This window comes from Bacillus sp. OK048, from assembly GCF_900103525.1.
Lineage (GTDB): Bacteria > Bacillota > Bacilli > Bacillales > Cytobacillaceae > Neobacillus.
This window is the reverse complement of record NZ_FNHN01000014.1, coordinates 60059-79993: the sequence shown is the minus strand read 5'-3', so window position 1 is coordinate 79993 and position 19935 is coordinate 60059. Positions and strand designations below refer to the sequence as shown.

The window sequence follows — 19935 nt, the reverse complement described above, 5'->3', positions numbered from 1 at the left end:
ACCCTTCTTGTAAAAAAACCGCCCTCTATTTATGGTACGGTTCACCGTGATAAATCATAATGAGGTAAAGACCCCCTTTTAACATAAAATAATACTTTATTTCATAAGTATTTCTTTAATAAAGGAGGCTGGGCTCCCATCTTGCAGCAACTGCCTCATTAATTTCATATAAGGATCAATATGGTTAAAATATTTTTTATAGGATGCACATAAATAATTCAATCCTGGTTCATTGTCTTCGGAAACTAGAAATCTATGTTTCGGGCATTCACCGTGACAGGCAAATTGAACAGGGCAGCTTTTGCATACGGAAGGAAGTGTGTCACGTTTCTTCTGACCAAAGGCAAGCTGTGATGGCAGATTGATTATGTTTACTAGGCCGTCTTTTATATTTCCTAATCGATATTCCGGATAAACATAATGATCACAAGAATATAAATCTCCATTGTGTTCCATCACCACTGCCTGCCCGCACTCTTCTGCAAAAATACAAATAGGTGACGGAATCCCTACCCAGGAGGCTAATGCCCATTCAAAATTCATGACAAAAATAGATCCTACATCCTGCTGAACCCACTCATTAAAAATGTGAATTAGGAATTCCCCGTACATTTCCGGTTCTACCGTCCAAGGGGTTACGGTTTGTTGGGGTTCTTCCTTTAAAAGTGAAGGAGGGGTTGCATGATTTAGAGACAACTTTGTTGCTCCTTCATTCACTTCTCGTTCAACAATGGGGATAAACTGCATATATTCAATGCCTTGCTGCTTGAAAAAGCGATAAATTTCTATCGGCTTATAAGCGGAATATCTTGTAACACAGGTAAGAACGTTAAATTGTACATCATGTTTCTTTAACAAAGAAAGCCCCTTCATGACCAAGCCAAAAGTAGGTTTCCCACCGCGGTCAATCCGGTACTTGTCATGAATATGCTCTGGTCCATCTATGCTTATCCCTACTAAGAAACGTTCGGCCGAAAAGAATTCACACCATTGATCATTTAATAATGTTCCATTCGTTTGAATCGTATTGGTGATTAGTTTCCCGTTCGCATACTTTTTTTGCAATGCTACAGCTTTTGAGAAGAAATCCAAGCCCATTATAGTTGGCTCTCCTCCCTGCCAGGCAAAAACAATTTCTTGGGTATTTTGAGAGGCAATATACTGTTTAATATACGACTCTAAAACATCATCAGACATTTGAAAGGAGTGGTTTTTCGGATATAAAACCTCCTTTTCAGTGTAAAAACAGTAATTGCAATCAAGATTGCAGAGCGGACCGGTCGGCTTAGCTAGAATGTGGAAACTGTCCAAATGGACCGCCACCTTTCTATTTAAAGATATTGAATCGTTCCATTTATATTAATGCAAATTTCTCTCTTAAATTCCCTATAAAGTTCAATAACCGCTTTCTTGATTTGCCCGCTAAACGGAAATTCTGGCACTGGGTAGTTAGCACTTACAGCAGACAATCGATCCCGACCTATGTCCATTCCCTCAACAGAAATAACAAATGGCAATGTACGAGGCATAAGAAGTTTGCCCACCAGCTTGCCATTGATCGAAAGACTGCCCATACCACTTGTTCCTTGACCTCGCTTAAAGTGAAATTCAATAGTTGAATTTCCAATTGGTACTTGCACCGACGATTGAAGATGATAAACTGTGCCGACATAATTATATTCATAGAATAAGTAGTTATCTTTTATATAGAGGGAATATCCGCTTGAATGATTGCCATGGGCAATTAATACTCCTTGTTCTGCAGGATTAGAACGGAAGATTGGAATGCTAATTGAATAGGAAGAACGTGTTATAATCGGTGCGGCAGTCGATGGCAAATGAGCCATGCCTGGATAGAAAATGAAGGTAGTTCTTCCTTCCTGCAAGCCGAAATATCCTTTTCTGTATGGATTGTCATTTAGAGGCAGCACGTCGTACTTCATCGCTTCCTCCCACCATATTTGTTGAAGCTCTTTTAATTTTTTAGGGTACTTTTCAGCCAAATTATACTTTTGAGAAAAATCCTGATCTACTTGGTATAGTTCCCAGTGATCTTCCTCAAAAGGTACACCTCTTTCATGGTAAGTGACAGCTACCCACCCATCCTGCCAGATGGCACGATGTCCAAGCATTTCAAAATATTGAGTTTTTCTCTTTGACGGGGCTTGTGACTCTGTGAATGTATTCAACATACTGACACCATGTAGCGGCATTTGTGTCACACCATCATATATGGACGGGGCCTCAATTTGTAGAAGGTCAAGGATAGTAGGAGTAATATCGATTGCATGATAAAATTGGGAACGTATCGACCCAGGATCTGAAATCCTTTGAGGACATTGGATGATGAGGGGGACATGCGTTCCACCAAAAAATGTATTTTGTTTATAATATTTAAAAGGCGTGTTACTTACCTGCGACCATCCTTTAGGATAATTAGGGCTTGTCAAATGCCCTCCTATTTCCTCCAAATGTTCATACATTTCATTCACACTTTCCTCGATACCATTAAAATGGGCAGAATCATTAATCGAACCATTCCATCCTCCTTCCTGGCTCCCTCCATTATCAGAAAGTAAAACAATAATCGTATCTTCAAGCTTATTTTTTAATTTTAAAAAATTTAGCAGTCTTCCAATTTGCTGGTCTGTGTGAGTAAGAAATCCCGAATACGTCTCTTGGAATTTGATAAACAATTTTTTTTCTTTCGATGTTAAGTCGTCCCAAGATTTAATTCCTGGATTACGTTCAACAAGTTCCGTTTTTGATGGAATGATTTCCATCTTCTTTTGACGCTTAAAGCGCTCTTCCCTTATGTGGTCCCATCCCTTATCGTAAACACCCTTATATTTTTCAATGTATTCCTTTGGTACCTGATGGGGTTCATGCATCGCCCCGAAAGCTAAATATAGGAAAAATGGACGGTCCGGAGTAACAGAGAGGTGGTCAGTCAAAAACTCTAATGATTTATCAACAAGGTCCTCCGATAAATGATAATTAGATTTTTCAGGTTTCTGTACGCGATGATTATCATATACTAAATCCGGCGTATACTGATCTGTTTTCGCTATTAAAAAGCCATAATACCGTTCAAATCCTTTTGAAAGCGGCCAGTTTCCAAAGGGGCCGCTTGAAGCAGCTTCATGACCAGGGACAAGGTGCCACTTACCAACCATATAAGTAGCCATCCCATTTGATTTTAATATTTCAGCCAGAGTGGCAGCCGAATTTGAAATTCTCCCCCGTTTATTAGGATATTCAGGTCCCCAATCTATGTCCGAAATCATCCCCACACCCACCGAGTGACAGTTTCGCCCTGTCAGCAAACAGGCACGAGTAGGAGAACACAAAGGAGTAACAGTAAAGTTATTGTACCTAAGTCCATTTTCGGCTAACGAATTAATATAAGGTGTTTCAATCTCTGAACCATAGCAGCCTAAAGCTGAATAACCTACATCATCTAGAACGATATAGATGACATTAAGCTCAGCCTTCTTGTTTAAACTTTTAGGCATCTTCTCATCTCCTATATCATCTTTCCACACATATACATTGGCTTCAGACAAACGATGTATATTTAAAACTTTATGAAAGGGACAATTTTATTATGAATTGAATTGTAATATTAAGTGCTACATCTAAAAGACAGCAAATACCCATAAAGCGCCAAAAGACTAGGGAAGCTAAGGGCCGTTTTAATAGTAGAAGTTCCATTCAAAAACACCCAAAAGAGGTTAAAAAAACAAGAAACGGTTGGTCACTGGGAGTTGAACGGTTGCTTCATGCCACTGGAACATAGACAGCTTATTTCGTGTTTGTCCCAAAAGGAACCAGCTTAGCTAAGGTATCACAGAAAGAATCGAATAAGACGTTGACCTTATTCTATGAGAAAGGTTTAAATTGGAAAACTGCATACTCAGCGTTTCAGAAGGAATTGTCGCACTTAGATTGACCAACTTCTGAAAAAACCTCACTTACTTATGGTACGGTTCATCCTGGTTTATACGAAACGCTCTATTAATCTGCTCTCCCAAAATCAGTTTCATCCGTTAATAGATGGTGGTCATTTTTAAAAAGACAGCTGCTCATTTGATTTATTTACTACTTGATCACTTAAACCTAAATATCCTCTGATAATAAAGCTATCTCTAGAATCCCTCGGCAAAAAACTATTTAATTCTTCTCAACTAAACGTACTCCTAGGATATATTCATGAAATACCTTTCCTTGATTCTCTGCTGTCTTAGATGCAGAATAACATTCTGTAATATTGCGGTTCATATCCCATTTTACATAAGAAATCTTTGCTTCACTTAAGACCTTTTCCATTAACCCATAAATATAATCGACAACTTCACTTCTTGAAAAATCTAGTACATATTGATTTCTAGAAGCAGATGATCTTCGGCCAGGTGTTGCTAGAATCCAATCAGGATGGTTTCGATATAAATCGCTATCCTTATTCACCATCTCTGGTTCAAACCAAAGCCCAAATTTCATTCCCATTTCTTCTACTTTGTCTGCTAGGCCTGTAATGCCATCAGGTAATTTGTTAAAATTCGTCACATACCAATCGCCTAAACCAGCTTTATCATGATCCCGGCTGCCAACCAGCCATCATCCAAGACAAATAATTCCATGCCCAATTCTTTTCCTGGCTTTGCAATTCTTAAAACCTTTTCTTCGGTAAACTCCATATCTGTAGCTTCCCAATTGTTAATCAGAATCGGTCTTACCTGATCTCTCCATTGACCTCGTACCAATCTGGTCCGATACAACCGATGATACGTTTGACTCATTTTATTCATCCCGCTGTCTGAATAAACCATTACGGCTTCAGGTGTTTGAAACTCTTCGCCCTCATGTAGCGGCCATTCAAATGTATCCGGATGGATTCCCAAGATCACTCTTGTTTGATTATGTGAATCTACTTCTACTTGTTCAATATGATTTCCGCTATAGATCAAACTAAAACCATATACTTCCCCATTGAATTCATCGGTATTGGGTCTTTTTAAAGCAATAAATGGATTATGTTCCGCACTGCTGATCCCTTTCATACTGTAAATTCCTTGGATGCCTTGTTCCAATTTTCTTGTCTTCACATGACGTTCCCTGCTCCAAGCACCAGCCAAATGGATCATTTCATACTTACTATCAGGTAAATCCACACTCGCACTCATAGCTCGATTGAGAACAATTGTTTGCTTACATTGGGAAATTTCAACATTTTTCTTCGCGATTTTTTCTGAAACAGCCACGACAGTCATGGGGACTGTTCTTATAGGGGACAATCGGAAGTATTGCACGCAAAAAGGCACAACTAGTGATAATTGCTAGTTGTGCCTTTGCTCTTTTATCGGATAGGAGCAAAATTTTTGATTTCCCGAAAAGAATGAAGTTGTGCTCATGGTCCCCATGGTCACAGTTTATAACCTAATTTCCATTTCCTCTTCTGCAATTTTAAATCCTTTTGCCTCGATTTCTTGGCGAATGATTTGATCATTGTCAATGGCCGGATTGGAATGATTAAGATGGGTAAAATAAATCTCAGTCTGTTTCGTTAAATCTTGCAGCCGCTCCATCGTCTCCGTCATGAGCGGATGGGGAATTTCACGAATATCACGGCCAATATGCTCAAGATCTTTCGCAGAATGAAAAGTCCCATCCAGCAAACAGATGTCTGCTTCCTCGCAAACGCGATGAATGTCATAATTCCACTCATGCCAGCGATCAATATCCGGAACATAGAGAACTTTCTTATTCGGTCCCTTAATCCAAAAAGCAAAGGTCTCAGAAAATTCATTGCGATGCGGTACATTGACAGGCGTAACGGTGACAAGGGGAGATATACGTATGTCTTGTCCATCCCGGATTTCTTGTATATTGATATTGCCAAGCTTCGTTAATTGGCTCCAGGGAGCTTGTTCTTCTAATAACTGTTTCATTTTTTTCCCCGCCATCACGGGGATTCCGCTCGCACCGATGGCTTCTCGCCCCAAAAATAAAAGACCTGGGTAATGTCCCAAATGGGCATGTGTTAAAAAGATGTTCTCCATCATCTTTCCTTTCAGGTCGTACTGCATTTGCAGCCTTGCCATTTGCTCTTTCAAATCAGGAGTTGCATCAATCAAATGCCACATCTCTTCATCAGGCAGGATAATCGCTAATGATGCAGCGAGACGCTTAAACTGTGGATGGTTAATTGCTTCCGTACAATTTTTGCAAAAGCAATTTGGATGGGGCAGCCCGGCATCTTGCGCCGTTCCTAATACTCGTAATATGACCTCACTCATATGGCTACACTTCCTTTGTCATCCTTATTATTGGTTTCATGACTATAGTTTTTCTTTGTAATCGTCCAGCCAGTAAAACCGAATAAGATATTCATGAGCGGGACGAGGAAGGCAAAGAAGGCATACGGAATAAATTCACCTGGACTGACACCGAGAATACCCGCAGCAAATACGGCAGGTACGCTCCACGGAACGAGATTGATTCCAACCGTTCCCGCTGCTTCAACACATCTTGAAAGGTTCTTTGTGTCAATGCCCATTTGTTTATAATTTTTCACAAATGTTCTTGCTGGTAAAATAATCGCTAAAAATTGTGCCCCACTGGCAAATGCTACAACAAAGGTAGAAAGGATCGTGGTGCTGATTAAGGTTCCAGTCGACCGAACTTTGGACATCATTTTTTTCGTTAATACCTCAAAAGATCCCGTCTCCTCTAGAATTCCCCCGAGTGCCGTTGCGAGGATTAACAACCCAATCGTCCCGAGCATGGACATGAGTCCCCCGTTATTTAACAATGAATCCAATGCTTTTACGCCAGACTCGACGTGGAATCCATTTGTCATCACTTGAATAACAGAAGTCACGGTTGCTCCCTGTACAAAAATGGCCAGCAATCCGCCTAAAATACTGACGGTCATTAAAGCCGGGATTGCAGGTGTCCGTTTTATCATTAAAATGATAGTTAAGATTGGCATCAATAATAATAAGGGATGGATGACAAAAACATCATTCAAGCCTGTTTTCATTGCTTCAATCACATTGGTATCTGCACCGCTATTGGAAGCGGACGCTTGACCAACGAACCAATATAAAATGATGGAAAGAATGAATGCTGGAATCGTGTCCCAGAGCATGTGCTTCACATGACTAAATAAATCGGTTTCGGCCATCGCCGGAGCAATGTTAGTCGTATCAGAAAGGGGAGATAATTTATCACCAAAATAGGCACCGGAAATGACAGCCCCTGCTACAAGCCCAGGAGGGAAACCGAGTCCTTCACCAATTGCCATAAAAGCGAGTCCAATCGTCGCAATCGACGTAAACGAGCTTCCTAATGTAATCGAAATAATTCCAGTTACCAATGCCACAATAGGTACAAACATAGCGGGTTTAATAATGAAAAGTCCATAGTAAATCATGGTTGGGATCACACCGCTTGCAATCCACGTTCCTACAATAATTCCGATAATAAGTAAGATAAAAACGGCAGGTAAGGCACGCTCAACCCCTTTCACCATCATCTGCTGGACCTCATCCCAGCTCCAGCCGGCAGCAATGGAAACGACTGCGGCTGCAATGACACCAATCATTAACGGAACATGCATCCCCGCTTTCCATATAAAAATCGATAAGGCGGCAGCTCCAATCAATGCCAAAATGGGGATTAGCGACATCCCAATAGAAAGTTCCTTTTTCATTTACACCTACTCCTTTAAAAATATGAAATAAAAAAAAGCCCCCATCCCAAAAAGGGACGGAAGCTCTCCGCGGTACCACCCTAGTTAGCAGATTAAATTCTGCTCGCTTGTTAGATAACGGCCGAAACCGGAAAACAGCTCCTTATCTGTAATTCACCTTACCCCTTGCCTGTTTTGCAGCACCCAACAGGTCTCTGATTTCAATGATGGTAACAGCTACTTTAATAATTCAACGCTTTTACGCTTTTACGCTTTTACGCTTTTATGCTTTTATGCTTTTATGCTTTTATGCGGTTAAGTATAAAACAATAATAATCGAGTAGATCTTCATAAGTCAATCTTTTTTTCTTTTGGGGCTCACTATAAAGGTTCAACCTTTTACCTTATAGTTGTCTAGGCAAAGGAATGAATTTTATCAATTCATACACGAATGATTCTTTAATAAACGAACTAAATAAAGATGGCTTTCATACATTTCAACTGCATTCGTTTTATCTTTAAGAGCAATTTCATAGATATATGGTCTGTTCATTAAAAACGGAAGAATGGGTTCCCATTGAATCAAGCCCGTTCCTAGCTGCAATCCATCATGTTTCTGACCCTCGCTATCGACAACATGGAAATAATGAATATACGAATCTAATTTTTTTATCTGCTCTAACAAAAGTGAGTTATCACCTTTAAAGGAGATAAAGGCGTGGCTAATATCATAGGCTAATGGCAATTGTAACGGCTTGACGATTTCCTCGAACCAATTCGTGTTTTCGGCAGTAAATAGACCATGAATGGAATTCTCCCATAAAAAGACATCTTTTCCGTATGTTAAAATTTGTTTAATCTCATTGACCGTTTTATCTTTATTTTCTTTATTGATGGCTGAGGTGGCAGTTGGTAAATAGTGAGGGTGAATAACGCATTTTATCGAATGGGTTAAACAAATTTCAGCAAGAATCCGAGTAGATGAATGATAGAAAAGATAATCTTCTTTCTGTTCGTGGATAATATTTAAATATCTCCCATTGAATTTTATCGGGTGATGTAAATAGACATCATAACCTAGGCTTAAAAGCATGGAGATGGTATTTTCTAATTGTTTTCTTTTGTCTCTAAACAAATCGTCCTCATGTAAATGAAGTTCAATAATATCTGGCCTATATCGTAATCGATCATACAATTGTTCCGGATCATACGTACATTTTAAACCTAACTTCAGCATTACACATTACCCCTTTCATTAACTGCTGAAATGGAAAGAAATGTATTGTTTCTTCTATTATAGCAAATCAACAAGTATACGTTCGTTAACTTAAAGTAAACTTTTAAACCAGGATGCTCTTACATGATAGAAAACAGCTCTATCAACAATAGAAATTAACAGAGCTATTCTATTAAACAATCTTATATTCTCTTACATTGACCTCTAACTTCGTTCTTCCTTTGATTAAAGTCATTATGAACGCCTCCTCCTAGTGACCACTTTTTCTATTCCAGCAAGATTATGGTCACCAATAGCCCTCGTTGGTTACCACTTTTTCAATTTCAACAAGATTATGGTCACCAATAGCCCTCGTTGGTTACCACTTTTTTAAATCCAGCAAGATTATGGTCACCAATAGCCCTCGTTGGTTACCACTTTTTCAATTCCAACAAGATTATGGTCACCAATAGCCCTCGTTGGTTACCACTTTTTCATTTCCAGCAAGATTATGGTCACCAATAGCCCTCGTTGGTTACCACTTTTTCAATTCCAACAAGATTATGGTCACCAATAGCTCTCGTTGGTTACCACTTTTTCATTTCCAACAAGATTATGGTCACCAATAGCTCTCTTTAGTGAACGGTTCTTATTAGCAATATATCAAAATAGAAATTTACAAAGGAAATAGAAAAAGAGGCCGGTTTCTTATTGAAACTGGTCTCTTAATTCCGATATCTATTTTATTGAAGGGATACTAAGTTCAATAGTTGACCTCTCTTACCTTCCAATGATAGTGTTACTTTCTTTCCTTGAAGGTCAAATAATTCATTGATCAAGTTGCCTGATGCTTTAGCAGCATAGGTAGTACCATCTGTGGTGATAAAGCGAAAGGTTACTTGAGGGTCCACTCCACCGATTTGAGCTGTTCTATTATTTGATTGCCGTTCTATTTATTGGAAATTTTATTATTCAATACGTATTTTAGCGAAAAAGCTATCATCTGCAATCTAATGTAAGATTATAAAGGAAGGGAGGGTGATTTCCCCCCCATCCCTGTTAGGTGCTTATTTTTTTTACTATCTTGATGAGCGGAACTAAAATCGTCGGACTCATTTGTTTTCAAGACTTTTCTAACAAAAAAGACTTTCTCGTTAAAAATAGCACAAATAAAAGCAAGCCAAGAACCATTACGACATCCATCCATTCATAATAAGGCGACATGGCATTATTAATTGTTACGTTGACTATTTTAGAACTTGAGATTCCGCCATCGGCACCGAGGTAAAACCATGAAAAATCCCAAAACCAATGAATTCCTGCCACAAACCATAAGGATCGAGTCACGACATAACATATAGCAAAAAATAATCCAGCTAAGAAAAGATAGTAGATTCTAGAAATATCGGAATTTCCATCTATCAAATGCCCCAGAGTAAATACAATTGCACTAATGACAACAACAGACTTGGATGAATAAGGTAACACGCTTATAAGATAACCACGGAATACTATTTCTTCAGCAAAACCGATATATGCTGTTGAAATCAATAAGATAATAGTCGAAACAATGAGGGCATTCGTATCAACAGATAGGTTTTGTATCCTAATTGTACCTGTACTGTACATAACGCTAAATCGAAGTAATTGATAGACTATTCCTATTAAACAACCAAAAAGAAAATAACGTAACCAACCTTTTTTTACTTGTAAGCCTAATTGGGACAGTCCACCCAACCTAAGCCATTTGGATATAAAGTGCATGAAAATAATGGAGCACAAGGCAGAAATGACCCATATTATGTCGTTCTTTTGTAGGACAGTAAAGATGATTGTACCCCAAAGGAATAATAATCCTAAAAATCTAACTAACACAAGTTCCCTCCTTAATTTCAAATAAATATTATGACGGGAAAGTTATTGTCTATTCCATTATATTTTTTAAACATGAAAAAAATACTACACCCCTGCTCATATATTAAAAAAGACAATATCCCCACATCGAAGGATATTGCCATCATAGGTATCTCTATTAATCTGCTCTACCAAAATCAGTTTCACCAGTTAATGGATGGAGTTCAATACGCATGCGAAGATGTGGCTAGCGGTCAGACCTGTTCTTTAAGACAAGGTCTCAATAACTGTCAAGAATAGCTCTAATGAGGTCGTATTTAACTCATCCATAAGACACAAATTTTTTTTAAAAGTAAAATCCACCTATTACTTATTTGGCATAAAAGTTTTTCTACGTTTCACAATGGTTTAGAATAGATGTAGTCAGAAAATAAGAGGTGAAACATATGACTTGGAAGATAAATCGTTCTAATATAGAAAAAGTGGATCGTTTTCAGATTACGATTGATGAGGTGGTTCTACCCAATGGGGATGAAAAGTCTTTCTCCTATATAGACTTTGCCAAAGGGATTTGTGTTCTCCCCATCACAGCCAACGGAGAAGTACTTTGTATCAAACAATATCGACATGTGGTAAAAAGCTGGGAATGGGAACTTCCTGCTGGGATGATTGACCCAACAGATATCATGCCCCTCGATGCCGCAAAAAGAGAACTGGAAGAAGAAACAGGCTATACAGCAGAATATTGGCTAGAATTAGGGAGCTTTTATCCCTCACCAGGCTCCACAACGGAAGAAATCTTTTTATTTGCCGCAGCCGGTTTAATTCCTACCGAACAAAGATTAGAAAATAGCGAGCAGCTGGATCTACATAAGCTATCAATGGAAGAAGTGAAGACATTGATTCAAAAGGGCGAATTCAAACATGGCGCAGGTCTAGCAGCTATTTTACGATACAAGTTTATAACCGATTAACATTGAAAAAAGCGTAAAGGTGATCTTTTACGCCTTTTTCCTGTTATCTATATTTCGCTTTAATGCCTGTTTAGCAAGGATTTAAGCACCAATCATTTCAGCATCGTTCTACCATATATCTGTTAAAACAGTTTTCCCTAAGCGTTTACTTTAGCTTTTGAGTGGGGGTCTGACACCAAAATCGCTCCCACGGTTTTTGAATAGTTTCACAATTTATCCATACTATTTCTGTTTATCTCTCCTATAATTAAATTGTAAAGATATAAATAAAGAGAATTGAGGTAATGAATATTGAAATCTAGCAAGAGTAAAATTTTTGCATTAGCGATTGGCCTTGTAGCAATCATCGGTATGATAGTGGTATTTAGTTATACGCCTGAACCTGATAAAGAAAATGCTAAACCGCTTAATATGGAAGGACAACCGACGATTGGTGAAAAAGATGCTAAGGTTCAAATTGTGGAAATGGGAGATATAATGTGTCCGGCATGTAAAGTTTGGAGTCTTCAGTATTTTCCTTTCATAAAAGAAAAATATATTGATACGGGAAAAGTGAACTTCTCATTCACCAATGTCTTATTCCATGGAGATCCTTCAAAAATAGGAGCCCTAGCATTTGAATCAGTTTATGAATTATATCCAGATTATTTTTGGGATTATGTCCATAATCTCTACCAAGAGCAACCAGAATCCTCCAATCACGATGAGGTTTGGATAAGCGAAGATTTAGTTGTGGCGGTTGCAGGTGAAACCATCCCTAATTTTAATAAAGACGAATTTATTACAAAAATGTATAGCAAAGAAGCTCTTGATCAAATAAGTAAAGATGATGCACTAGTAGAAGAAATCGGTTTAAAATTAACACCTGGTATTTTTATTAACGGGGTTGAATTAACTGACCCATTTGATATGGACAAAATAGAAGAACTAATTCAAGAGGGGTTAGAGTAATGAGGCCTGCTACATCCACTTCCAATTACAATGTCTATTATTATGCCGCAGCTTGGTTAGTAGCAATTACCGCAACATTAGGAAGTTTATTTTACAGTGAAGTAAGGAATTTTATCCCATGTAATTTGTGCTGGTATCAAAGGATATTAATGTACCCACTTGCTATCATTCTAGGATTAGCCATGTACTATAATGAATATAGTATTAAAAAATATATTTTAGCACTTTCATTTATTGGCTGGTTTATTGCCCTTTATCATGTTTTGCTTCAAAAAATACCTGCGATGAAGGCACTTGAACCATGCAAGCAAGGTATTCCATGCTCCATGGATTATGTAAACTATTTTGGATTCATCACAATTCCAATAATGTCATTAACAGCTTTTACGTTAATTATTCTATTGGTTTGGCGTATAAAAAAGTAGCCTCGGCTGCTTTTTTATTTTTGTTTGAGATGGATCCGTAAATGGCCTGTCTATATGGCTGCAAAAATTCCCATGGCTGAGTTGTGGATCAGGTACACACCCGCACTGATAAATAGACGGAAGAATTCCGCTTAATTAGTAACTTTTATCAAAAAAGGCTTAAATAGACGGAGAAATTCCGTCTATTTACTAAAAAAACGTGAAAATGAGGGGTTTTCCGTTGCATAACCGGAAAACCTCCGCTTATTTACCCCAAATCGAGCTCTCTTCTGCACTTAACCGGAATCTCTCCTGTTATTTTACTTTCGCTGGTTACTCGATTAAAGAAATCTGCACCCACTTCACGCACAATTCCTTTACGAACTTCTCATAGAACTTCAAGAGGGATTCCATGATTATCACCCCCTTCCCTACTTTTCACTCATTTTTACAAATACCGCCTCTCGACAAACTCCTGATGATTTGATCATGGTTAGGAATCCCCACATACTAATTAACGGGAAGTACCACCATGGCTTTAAGGAAATAGAAAAAGGCAGAGAGCATTTATCTCCACCATCATTTTTGTACATTTCCGCTTTAAACTTTAGTTGAGTGGGGGACTGCCCCCACTGCTTCATAGCACCATATGTGGGAATTTTACATACATTGAACTATTAAACGGTAAAGGATGTTCTGTATGACCAATATTCCAGGGCACTTAAAGATTGATACCGTCAGTGGCGGTTTGATCAATTTTGGCAATTCGGTATTCATCTCCCCTAAAAGTTCGGCAAAAGCATTTGCTGGTTCCGGTTCCGATAACACAGGAATCCAAATCAACACCTTCACTGGACAAAGTTCAACCACCACCCTCGACTCCGACGTTGTCGATCAGCCTATTGTCAAAGAGTAAATGACTTGAATTAAGATCCACCCTAACTGCGAAAAAGCAGCCTGATTCAAACCGAATCAGGCTGCTTTTTACACATCATTTCAGGAGGAAGCAACGTTAAAATACCAGCCTATTAACTGGTACGTAAGAATCAACTAGATTGTCTGTCTTCGAATGGAAAATCTTCCTTTAAGGTATGTCTATTCAATAAACCAAAGAAGTTTTCAATTTCCCGTTCTGCACTTAAGCGAGAATCTGAACCATGGATTACATTTTCTTCTTTTGTAAACGCAAAGTCCCCACGGATCGTACCCGGCGCTGCTTCCAATGGACTTGTCTTCCCAATCATAAGCCGAGAAATTTCAATAATATTTTCTCCTTCCCAGACCATTGCAAAAACGGGTCCAGATGTAATAAATTCCACTAATTCACCGAAAAACGGCTTATCTTGATGTTCCATATAATGGTACTCAGCTTTTGTACGGTCCACAGTCATAAGCTCTGCGTTTAATAGGCTAAAACCCTTTTGCTCAAAGCGCTTTATGATTTCTCCTATTAACTGTCGTTTCACTCCATCAGGCTTTACCATAATGAATGTGCGCTGCATCGTCATAAAATCACCCCTAAGTAAATATTCAACCACCAACCTTAGAGGAAGTGGTACTCTCTTTGGAAGGTTGTTGATTCTATTAACCATTATGGCAATATATCACAGATTACAAACCTTTCATCAAAAAACTAGATACTTTGAAATATGTACTTAACAGGGAGGCAGTTCAACAGGTTATACACACGAGCTGATAAATAGACGGAAGAATTCCGCCTATTTGGTAATCATTACTAAAAAGGGCTAAAATAGACGGAGAGATTCCGTCTATTTACTAAAAAAACGTGAAAATGATAGGTTTTTCTTTGCATAACCGGAAAACCTCCCCTTATTTACCCCTAAATGAGATCTAATCTGCAGTTAACCGGAAACTCTCCGCTTATCCTACTAGTTCCTCGATTAAGGACTAGACACCTCGGTCATCAATTCGGCGAGACTTTACACTCTTTTCTACTCATCCCTTTTCTCGACAAACTTCCGAACCTTCCCTATGCCTAGCTCATATAATTACTGCTTGTTCCTGTGCTTTTAAACATAGTTCAGCAGCTTTAAATACGTGATCCTGTGTCATTGTATTTTCTGTGCGGTTCAGGCAATCCTTAATGAGTTCACCAAAGAAGGGGAAGCCTACTTTTCCTGATAATTTATAGTGCTTCTCCCCATCTTTATTGACTAAGAAAAGATGATCTCCTACTTCTTCACGAGCTACATCGATATATTTACGAAGTTCTATTGTTCCTTCCGTCCCGGTGATAAATGTACGTCCATCTCCCCATGTCCTTAGCCCTTCCGGGGTGAACCAGTCGACTTTAAAATAGAAAGTCGCACCATTCTCACCAATTAATGTGGCATCCCCATAATCTTCTAATTCTGGATATTCAGGATTATTATAGTTCCCTACCTTACTATGCAATACTTTTGCATCTTCATTTCCTGTATAATAGAGGAATTGTTCAATTTGGTGACTGCCAATATCACAGAGGATTCCACCATACTGTTCCTTTTTAAAGAACCAGTTCGGACGACTTGATGCGTTAAGACGATGGGGACCGAATCCAGTTACTTGAATAACTCTTCCAATGGCACCATCTTTAATAAGTTGACCGGCAAACACAGCACTTTCAACATGAAGACGTTCACTGAAATATACCATGTATTTTTGTCCAGTTTGTTTAACTACTTTTTTTGTCTCCTCTAATTGTTGGCTCGTGGTGAAAGGTGTTTTATCAGTGAAATAATCTTTACCTGCCTCCATGACTGTGTTCCCTAGAGCACTACGTTCTGAAGGAATGGCTGCAGCAGCAACTAACTTAATTTCAGGATCATTCAAAACGTGTTCCAATGATTCTGCAACTTGTACTTCAGGGAACTTTCCAAGAAATTGCTCTACTTTTTTAGGGTCAGGATCATAAACCCATTTTATTGTTGCACCTGCTTCTATTAGTCCATTGCACATCCCATAGATATGTCCATGGTCCAGGGCAACCGCAGCCATTTGAAATTCTCCTTCTTTTACAACTGGATTGGGTTTACCTGTTGGAGCATAATTCATTCCATCATTTTTTTCCATCTAATCTACTCCTCTTAAACAAATTAATATGTAACAATCTTGTAAATTGCTGTTCCGTTAAATGGAAATAGAAACCGGATTTTATACCGATTCCTATCCATCACATCTACCATATATCTGTTAAAACAGTTTTCCCTAAGCGTTTACTTTAGCTTTTGCTTTGTTTTTCTGTTCTTGCAAATGCTCGTAGAACAAATTCTCGTCTATCGGAAGATTCACCCAATTATCAGTCCATGTTGATAAGAGCATAGCATTGGATAACATGAGACTTTTGATTCCTTCTTCTCCCGAGGCAATGAGCTCAGTACCCTTCGCGATAGCATCGACCCAATTCTGAATAACGCCATCCCAATTATATTCGTTTATCTCACCTTCAATCGGTACATCTATTTTCTGGCATTCCGGCTGTTGAAAGCCCTTGCCCTTGAAGGTCAGATTAAATTCCGAAGTTGGCACGCTCAAACGCCAAAAAGTTATTTTCCCATCCTCCACGACAATTTTCCCGAGATCTCCGTTGATTTCCAGGCGGTTCGTTCCTGGGGCCTCTCCTGTTGACGTCACAAAAGTCCCTGTCGCACCATTTTCATATTCCACGTAGGCCGTGACGTCATCTTCCACTTCAATAGTGTGGTGTTTGCCAAAATGGCAAAAAGCACGCACTCGCTTCGGCATCATCCCGATCACCCATTGCCAAAGGTCAAGCTGGTGGGGATCCTGATTAATGAGTACCCCTCCGCCTTCGCCAGCCCATGTCGCGCGCCAGCCTGCTGAATCATAGTAGCTTTGTGCCCGAAACCAATTAGTAATGATCCAAGTGGTTCTTTTTATCTCACCAAGCTCGCCAGAGGCAATTATATCCCTCAGTTTGACGTACAAGGGATTTAAACGTTGATTGAACATCATACTGAACACTTTTCCAGATGCTGCAGCAGCTTCGTTCATAAGGCGTACTTCCTTCGTATGAACACCTGCAGGCTTTTCGACTAATACATGTAACCCATGCTTAAATGCTTTGATTGCAAGCTCAGTGTGAAAAGGATGCGGAGTCGCAATCATAACCCCATCAATGATATTCGAAGCCAAAAATTCATCTACATCTGTAAACAACTTGACATTCTCACCTAAATTCTCTTTCACCCACTGCCCCTTATCCGGGCTGCTATCGCATACTGCCGTCAGCTCCGCCCCTGTTATCGCACCATTTGCTATACTTTCGGCATGCCTACTGCCAATAAATCCAAGTCCAATAATACCAATACGTACCTTATTCATTAGATTGACCTCCTGTCGCATTTGAAATTAACTGTAATTCCTTTCCGTCTACCTCTTCAAGTTCCTGTAAAGCTACTCTATCCACTAATTCAATTTTCTCGCCGTCTGGACCGCTAAATTTCGCAGTCAAACCGCCTCCAAAAGCTGCTGCTTTCGGATATCCAGGATCTAATTCAACTCCATTGCTTTTAAGCTTCTCTGCCATGGCATTCACATCATCGACACGAAGCGCAATATGCAGGATGCGGTCTCCTTCATTCTCTGGATTACCAGGATGCATCAATTCTAGATTCTCTAATCCCTTATGAAGATGTGAAAAAGTTACATTATAGGCTTCCACATATTTTCGGCTTAAAGGATCCATGGAAATATCCTGGGTATAAAATTGTTCAGACACTTCCAGGTTATCTACCGCAATGCAAATATGGTCGAATTCCCGAATATCCCCTTGTTCTATAGTAGGAATACGGAATGTACTTTCGCGTTCAATTAACTCTACCTTCACGCCATTAGGGTCTGCAACGAAAGCGATTTTTCCATATCCTGTCATAGCCTTTTTAGGCTCCTGTATAGAAGCGTAACCTGCTCCAATAAGTCTTTGGTAATCATCGTCAATGCTGTCTGACATAAATGAAACATGTTCATAGCCGTATTTTGGTGCTTGATCGCCTATGCCGACAAGTTCCAGCATTCCGTGGGCTATTTGAATATACGTAATATGAAACGGTGTCCCTGCAACGATATAATCAAATACAACCTCAGCACCAAAATTTTCTTTATAAAATTTTACCGATTTTTCAAGATCCCGACACATTACTCCTACATGATTAAGTTCATAAATCATACTCTTTTCCACTCCTATTTAATGAATTTAGCAAGTCCTTTAAGGGACCTGTTTTTCTAATTAGGTGTAACTACTTATATGGCTTCAATTTTAGCTGAAGAATTATTTGCAGCAGAAGCCCTTCTAACCTCAAGCGTTTTATACATTTCTGCTGTCTTCTTATTATTTAGGTTAAAAATCAACCCAACTCCAACAAGCATAAATACAAAGGCAACAACTGGCACTAATACATATAATTTTGTAACATTTGCAGCTACTTCTGCTGTTTGTGATGAAGCTCCTGAAACAAATCCTGCCCATCCAAGTGCAAAGCTACCTACAGCAGCACCAAACCCCATTCCTATCTTTCTCGAAAAAGCATAAATGGCATATAGAGTACCATCATAACGTTTGCCAGTTTGGAGTTCTGAATAGTCCAAACAATCCGTTATGAGTGCCCAAACTGTCATGTTGAAGAAGAGTGCACCAACTGTCGCGATATTGTAAACGGCCATGAAGACGTATACATTTCCAATATCAAAAAATAAAAGTGAACTTGTAGCTACTAAACTAAATGTAGCAGTCGTAAGAATTAAATTCCTTTTTCCAAACTTTCCAACAAGTTTTGGTAAACTAACAAATAAGATGAGTGTAAGGACGATCATGATAGCTGAGTTAATGGCAAATGCACTGGGCATTTTATAATGTTCTGCAAAAACAATGGCGGCAAATTGGCCTGCACCATTAAGGATCGTTAGAGATCCAATCGAACCCAGCATCATCCCCAGTAAAGGTCTATTTTTCAATGCTGCTAGTAATGCATCCTTGAATTTATAATCAGATCTTACACCAGCTGGCCTATCATCACGAATACGTTCTATTGTTAACTTCTGTAGTCCTGTATAAGCTAAAAGAGAACAAACTGCAAATACAATTGCTAAGATAAGGAAAGCATTCGGTATTACTTCTCCTTCCTTGTTGTAAATAAACATCGGAACAAAGGACATCGCTCCATATGCAACAATCATGCCGCCGAGGGCACGAGAACGCGATAGCTTTGTACGTTCAACAGGCTTATCTGTAATAACCGCTGCAAGTGATCCATAAGGTATGGAGTCAGCAGTGTAAGCAATTCCAAAAAGGTTATAAACAACAACAACCCAGATATGAATTAAAGTTGAATTCCAGTTAGATACATCAACAAAACACAAGATTAGAGAAGCAGCCAGCAGCCATTTTGAAATACTGATATACGGAAGAAACTTATCCCCGCTTTTACCAAGTTTCCAACGGTCTGGAATCGTTCCCATAAACACATCGAGAAAAGCATCCAAAATGCGAGCGAATAAAAATAAGCTACCCATAAAATAAGGACTGACACCTAATACATAGGTACAAAAGATTAGGAAAAACGAGCCAATAAATATGTTAACAAAACCGCCACCGATATCCCCTAACATATAACCAAATTGATCTCTTACACCAAATTTCCTCACAAGTAACCCTCCAATTTAAAATAAGTGTATCTCCTTCTTTCATGCACTTTAAATCTAAGGTGAGTTTCTTTCCCCCTTTTTGGAATCGTTTCCAATTCTACTGTTAAAATTTCTGAACTACATTAAGTGGATTGCTAGATTAATTTCGTAAGCGCTTTATCTAGTATCTGAATATAAGTA

At 38.9% G+C, this 19935-nt stretch carries 17 protein-coding genes, 1 pseudogene and 1 other annotated feature; of the genes and pseudogenes, 4 read left to right on the top strand and 14 right to left on the bottom strand.

Going from position 1 to position 19935, the window contains the following annotated elements; all coding sequences use genetic code 11:
• Positions 1 to 96: 96 nt before the first annotated feature.
• The 8 genes and pseudogenes from BLR86_RS21285 to BLR86_RS21255 all read right to left on the bottom strand — a co-directional run bounded on the left by BLR86_RS21285 (position 97) and on the right by BLR86_RS21255 (position 10784).
• Positions 97 to 1323 carry an anaerobic sulfatase maturase gene (locus BLR86_RS21285; RefSeq protein ID WP_175492997.1) on the bottom strand — a complete coding sequence of 409 codons (1227 nt, stop codon included), beginning with the start codon at positions 1321 to 1323 and terminating at the stop codon, positions 97 to 99.
• Positions 1324 to 1331: 8 nt separating this feature from the next.
• Entirely contained in the window at positions 1332 to 3515 is a 2184-nt protein-coding gene (locus BLR86_RS21280; protein ID WP_090766394.1) for an arylsulfatase, read from the bottom strand.
• 679 nt (positions 3516 to 4194) lie between these two features.
• Positions 4195 to 5207 (bottom strand): annotated as a pseudogene (locus tag BLR86_RS21275) (alpha-galactosidase); the annotation flags it as partial.
• A gap of 222 nt (positions 5208 to 5429) precedes the next feature.
• A complete protein-coding gene (locus BLR86_RS21270; RefSeq protein WP_090766391.1) occupies positions 5430 to 6296 on the bottom strand; it encodes an MBL fold metallo-hydrolase in 867 nt (288 codons plus the stop codon).
• A complete protein-coding gene (nhaC, locus tag BLR86_RS21265) occupies positions 6293 to 7714 on the bottom strand; it encodes a Na+/H+ antiporter NhaC (RefSeq protein ID WP_090766388.1) in 1422 nt (473 codons plus the stop codon). Before nhaC ends, BLR86_RS21270 begins: the two co-directional genes overlap by 4 nt.
• A 49-nt stretch (positions 7715 to 7763) precedes the next feature.
• Positions 7764 to 7956: a binding site (T-box leader), on the bottom strand.
• Between the two features lie 173 nt (positions 7957 to 8129).
• Positions 8130 to 8930, bottom strand: a complete 801-nt coding sequence (locus BLR86_RS21260; protein WP_090766385.1) for an apurinic/apyrimidinic endonuclease family protein — start codon at positions 8928 to 8930, stop codon at positions 8130 to 8132.
• Positions 8931 to 9652: 722 nt separating this feature from the next.
• The gene (locus BLR86_RS26510; protein WP_217642415.1) at positions 9653 to 9820 is read right to left on the bottom strand and encodes a hypothetical protein; all 168 of its coding nucleotides are present in this window, start codon (positions 9818 to 9820) and stop codon (positions 9653 to 9655) included.
• A 211-nt stretch (positions 9821 to 10031) separates the two neighbouring features.
• A complete protein-coding gene (locus BLR86_RS21255; RefSeq protein WP_090766382.1) occupies positions 10032 to 10784 on the bottom strand; it encodes a CPBP family intramembrane glutamic endopeptidase in 753 nt (250 codons plus the stop codon).
• A gap of 425 nt (positions 10785 to 11209) precedes the next feature.
• On the opposite strand from BLR86_RS21255, the gene BLR86_RS21250 reads away from it, so the two are divergent.
• The 3 genes from BLR86_RS21250 to BLR86_RS21240 all read left to right on the top strand — a co-directional run bounded on the left by BLR86_RS21250 (position 11210) and on the right by BLR86_RS21240 (position 13113).
• A complete protein-coding gene (locus BLR86_RS21250) occupies positions 11210 to 11737 on the top strand; it encodes an NUDIX hydrolase (RefSeq protein ID WP_090766379.1) in 528 nt (175 codons plus the stop codon).
• 291 nt (positions 11738 to 12028) lie between these two features.
• The gene (locus BLR86_RS21245; RefSeq protein WP_090766376.1) at positions 12029 to 12688 is read left to right on the top strand and encodes a thioredoxin domain-containing protein; all 660 of its coding nucleotides are present in this window, start codon (positions 12029 to 12031) and stop codon (positions 12686 to 12688) included.
• Positions 12688 to 13113 carry a disulfide oxidoreductase gene (locus BLR86_RS21240; RefSeq protein WP_090766373.1) on the top strand — a complete coding sequence of 142 codons (426 nt, stop codon included), beginning with the start codon at positions 12688 to 12690 and terminating at the stop codon, positions 13111 to 13113. Before BLR86_RS21245 ends, BLR86_RS21240 begins: the two co-directional genes overlap by 1 nt.
• A 410-nt stretch (positions 13114 to 13523) precedes the next feature.
• Here BLR86_RS21240 and BLR86_RS26505 read toward each other — a convergent pair whose 3' ends face one another.
• Entirely contained in the window at positions 13524 to 13685 is a 162-nt protein-coding gene (locus tag BLR86_RS26505) for a hypothetical protein (RefSeq protein WP_217642414.1), read from the bottom strand.
• A gap of 107 nt (positions 13686 to 13792) precedes the next feature.
• Between BLR86_RS26505 and BLR86_RS21235 the strand changes: the two genes are divergently transcribed.
• The gene (locus tag BLR86_RS21235; RefSeq protein WP_090766370.1) at positions 13793 to 14008 is read left to right on the top strand and encodes a spore germination protein; all 216 of its coding nucleotides are present in this window, start codon (positions 13793 to 13795) and stop codon (positions 14006 to 14008) included.
• Positions 14009 to 14138: 130 nt separating this feature from the next.
• Here the strand turns inward: BLR86_RS21235 and ndk are convergent, their stop codons facing one another.
• The 5 genes from ndk to BLR86_RS21210 form a co-directional block, all read right to left on the bottom strand.
• Positions 14139 to 14594: a nucleoside-diphosphate kinase gene (gene ndk, locus BLR86_RS21230; RefSeq protein ID WP_090766522.1), complete on the bottom strand. Its 456-nt coding sequence runs from the start codon at positions 14592 to 14594 to the stop codon at positions 14139 to 14141.
• Positions 14595 to 15093: 499 nt separating this feature from the next.
• Complete coding sequence (locus BLR86_RS21225; RefSeq protein WP_090766368.1) at positions 15094 to 16164, bottom strand: Gfo/Idh/MocA family protein; 1071 nt, start codon at positions 16162 to 16164, stop codon at positions 15094 to 15096.
• 135 nt (positions 16165 to 16299) lie between these two features.
• On the bottom strand, positions 16300 to 17436 hold the full coding sequence (locus tag BLR86_RS21220; RefSeq protein ID WP_090766365.1) for a Gfo/Idh/MocA family protein: 1137 nt from the start codon (positions 17434 to 17436) through the stop codon (positions 16300 to 16302).
• Complete coding sequence (locus BLR86_RS21215; RefSeq protein ID WP_090766362.1) at positions 17429 to 18280, bottom strand: VOC family protein; 852 nt, start codon at positions 18278 to 18280, stop codon at positions 17429 to 17431. Before BLR86_RS21215 ends, BLR86_RS21220 begins: the two co-directional genes overlap by 8 nt.
• Positions 18281 to 18354: 74 nt before the next feature.
• On the bottom strand, positions 18355 to 19755 hold the full coding sequence (locus tag BLR86_RS21210) for an MFS transporter (protein WP_090766359.1): 1401 nt from the start codon (positions 19753 to 19755) through the stop codon (positions 18355 to 18357).
• Positions 19756 to 19935: the final 180 nt, after the last annotated feature.

What these genes read in the sequence shown, in the direction of transcription:
- BLR86_RS21225 (WP_090766368.1), bottom strand. Translation starts at nt 16,164, where the DNA reads ATGGAAAAAAATGATGGAATGAATTATGCTCCAACAGGTAAACCCAAT.
- BLR86_RS21260 (WP_090766385.1), bottom strand. Translation starts at nt 8,930, where the DNA reads ATGCTGAAGTTAGGTTTAAAATGTACGTATGATCCGGAACAATTGTAT.
- BLR86_RS21235 (WP_090766370.1), top strand. Translation starts at nt 13,793, where the DNA reads ATGACCAATATTCCAGGGCACTTAAAGATTGATACCGTCAGTGGCGGT.
- BLR86_RS21270 (WP_090766391.1), bottom strand. Translation starts at nt 6,296, where the DNA reads ATGAGTGAGGTCATATTACGAGTATTAGGAACGGCGCAAGATGCCGGG.
- BLR86_RS21250 (WP_090766379.1), top strand. Translation starts at nt 11,210, where the DNA reads ATGACTTGGAAGATAAATCGTTCTAATATAGAAAAAGTGGATCGTTTT.
- BLR86_RS21215 (WP_090766362.1), bottom strand. Translation starts at nt 18,280, where the DNA reads ATGATTTATGAACTTAATCATGTAGGAGTAATGTGTCGGGATCTTGAA.
- BLR86_RS26505 (WP_217642414.1), bottom strand. Translation starts at nt 13,685, where the DNA reads ATGTACAAAAATGATGGTGGAGATAAATGCTCTCTGCCTTTTTCTATT.
- BLR86_RS21280 (WP_090766394.1), bottom strand. Translation starts at nt 3,515, where the DNA reads ATGCCTAAAAGTTTAAACAAGAAGGCTGAGCTTAATGTCATCTATATC.
- ndk (WP_090766522.1), bottom strand. Translation starts at nt 14,594, where the DNA reads ATGCAGCGCACATTCATTATGGTAAAGCCTGATGGAGTGAAACGACAG.
- BLR86_RS21220 (WP_090766365.1), bottom strand. Translation starts at nt 17,436, where the DNA reads ATGAATAAGGTACGTATTGGTATTATTGGACTTGGATTTATTGGCAGT.
- BLR86_RS21240 (WP_090766373.1), top strand. Translation starts at nt 12,688, where the DNA reads ATGAGGCCTGCTACATCCACTTCCAATTACAATGTCTATTATTATGCC.
- nhaC (WP_090766388.1), bottom strand. Translation starts at nt 7,714, where the DNA reads ATGAAAAAGGAACTTTCTATTGGGATGTCGCTAATCCCCATTTTGGCA.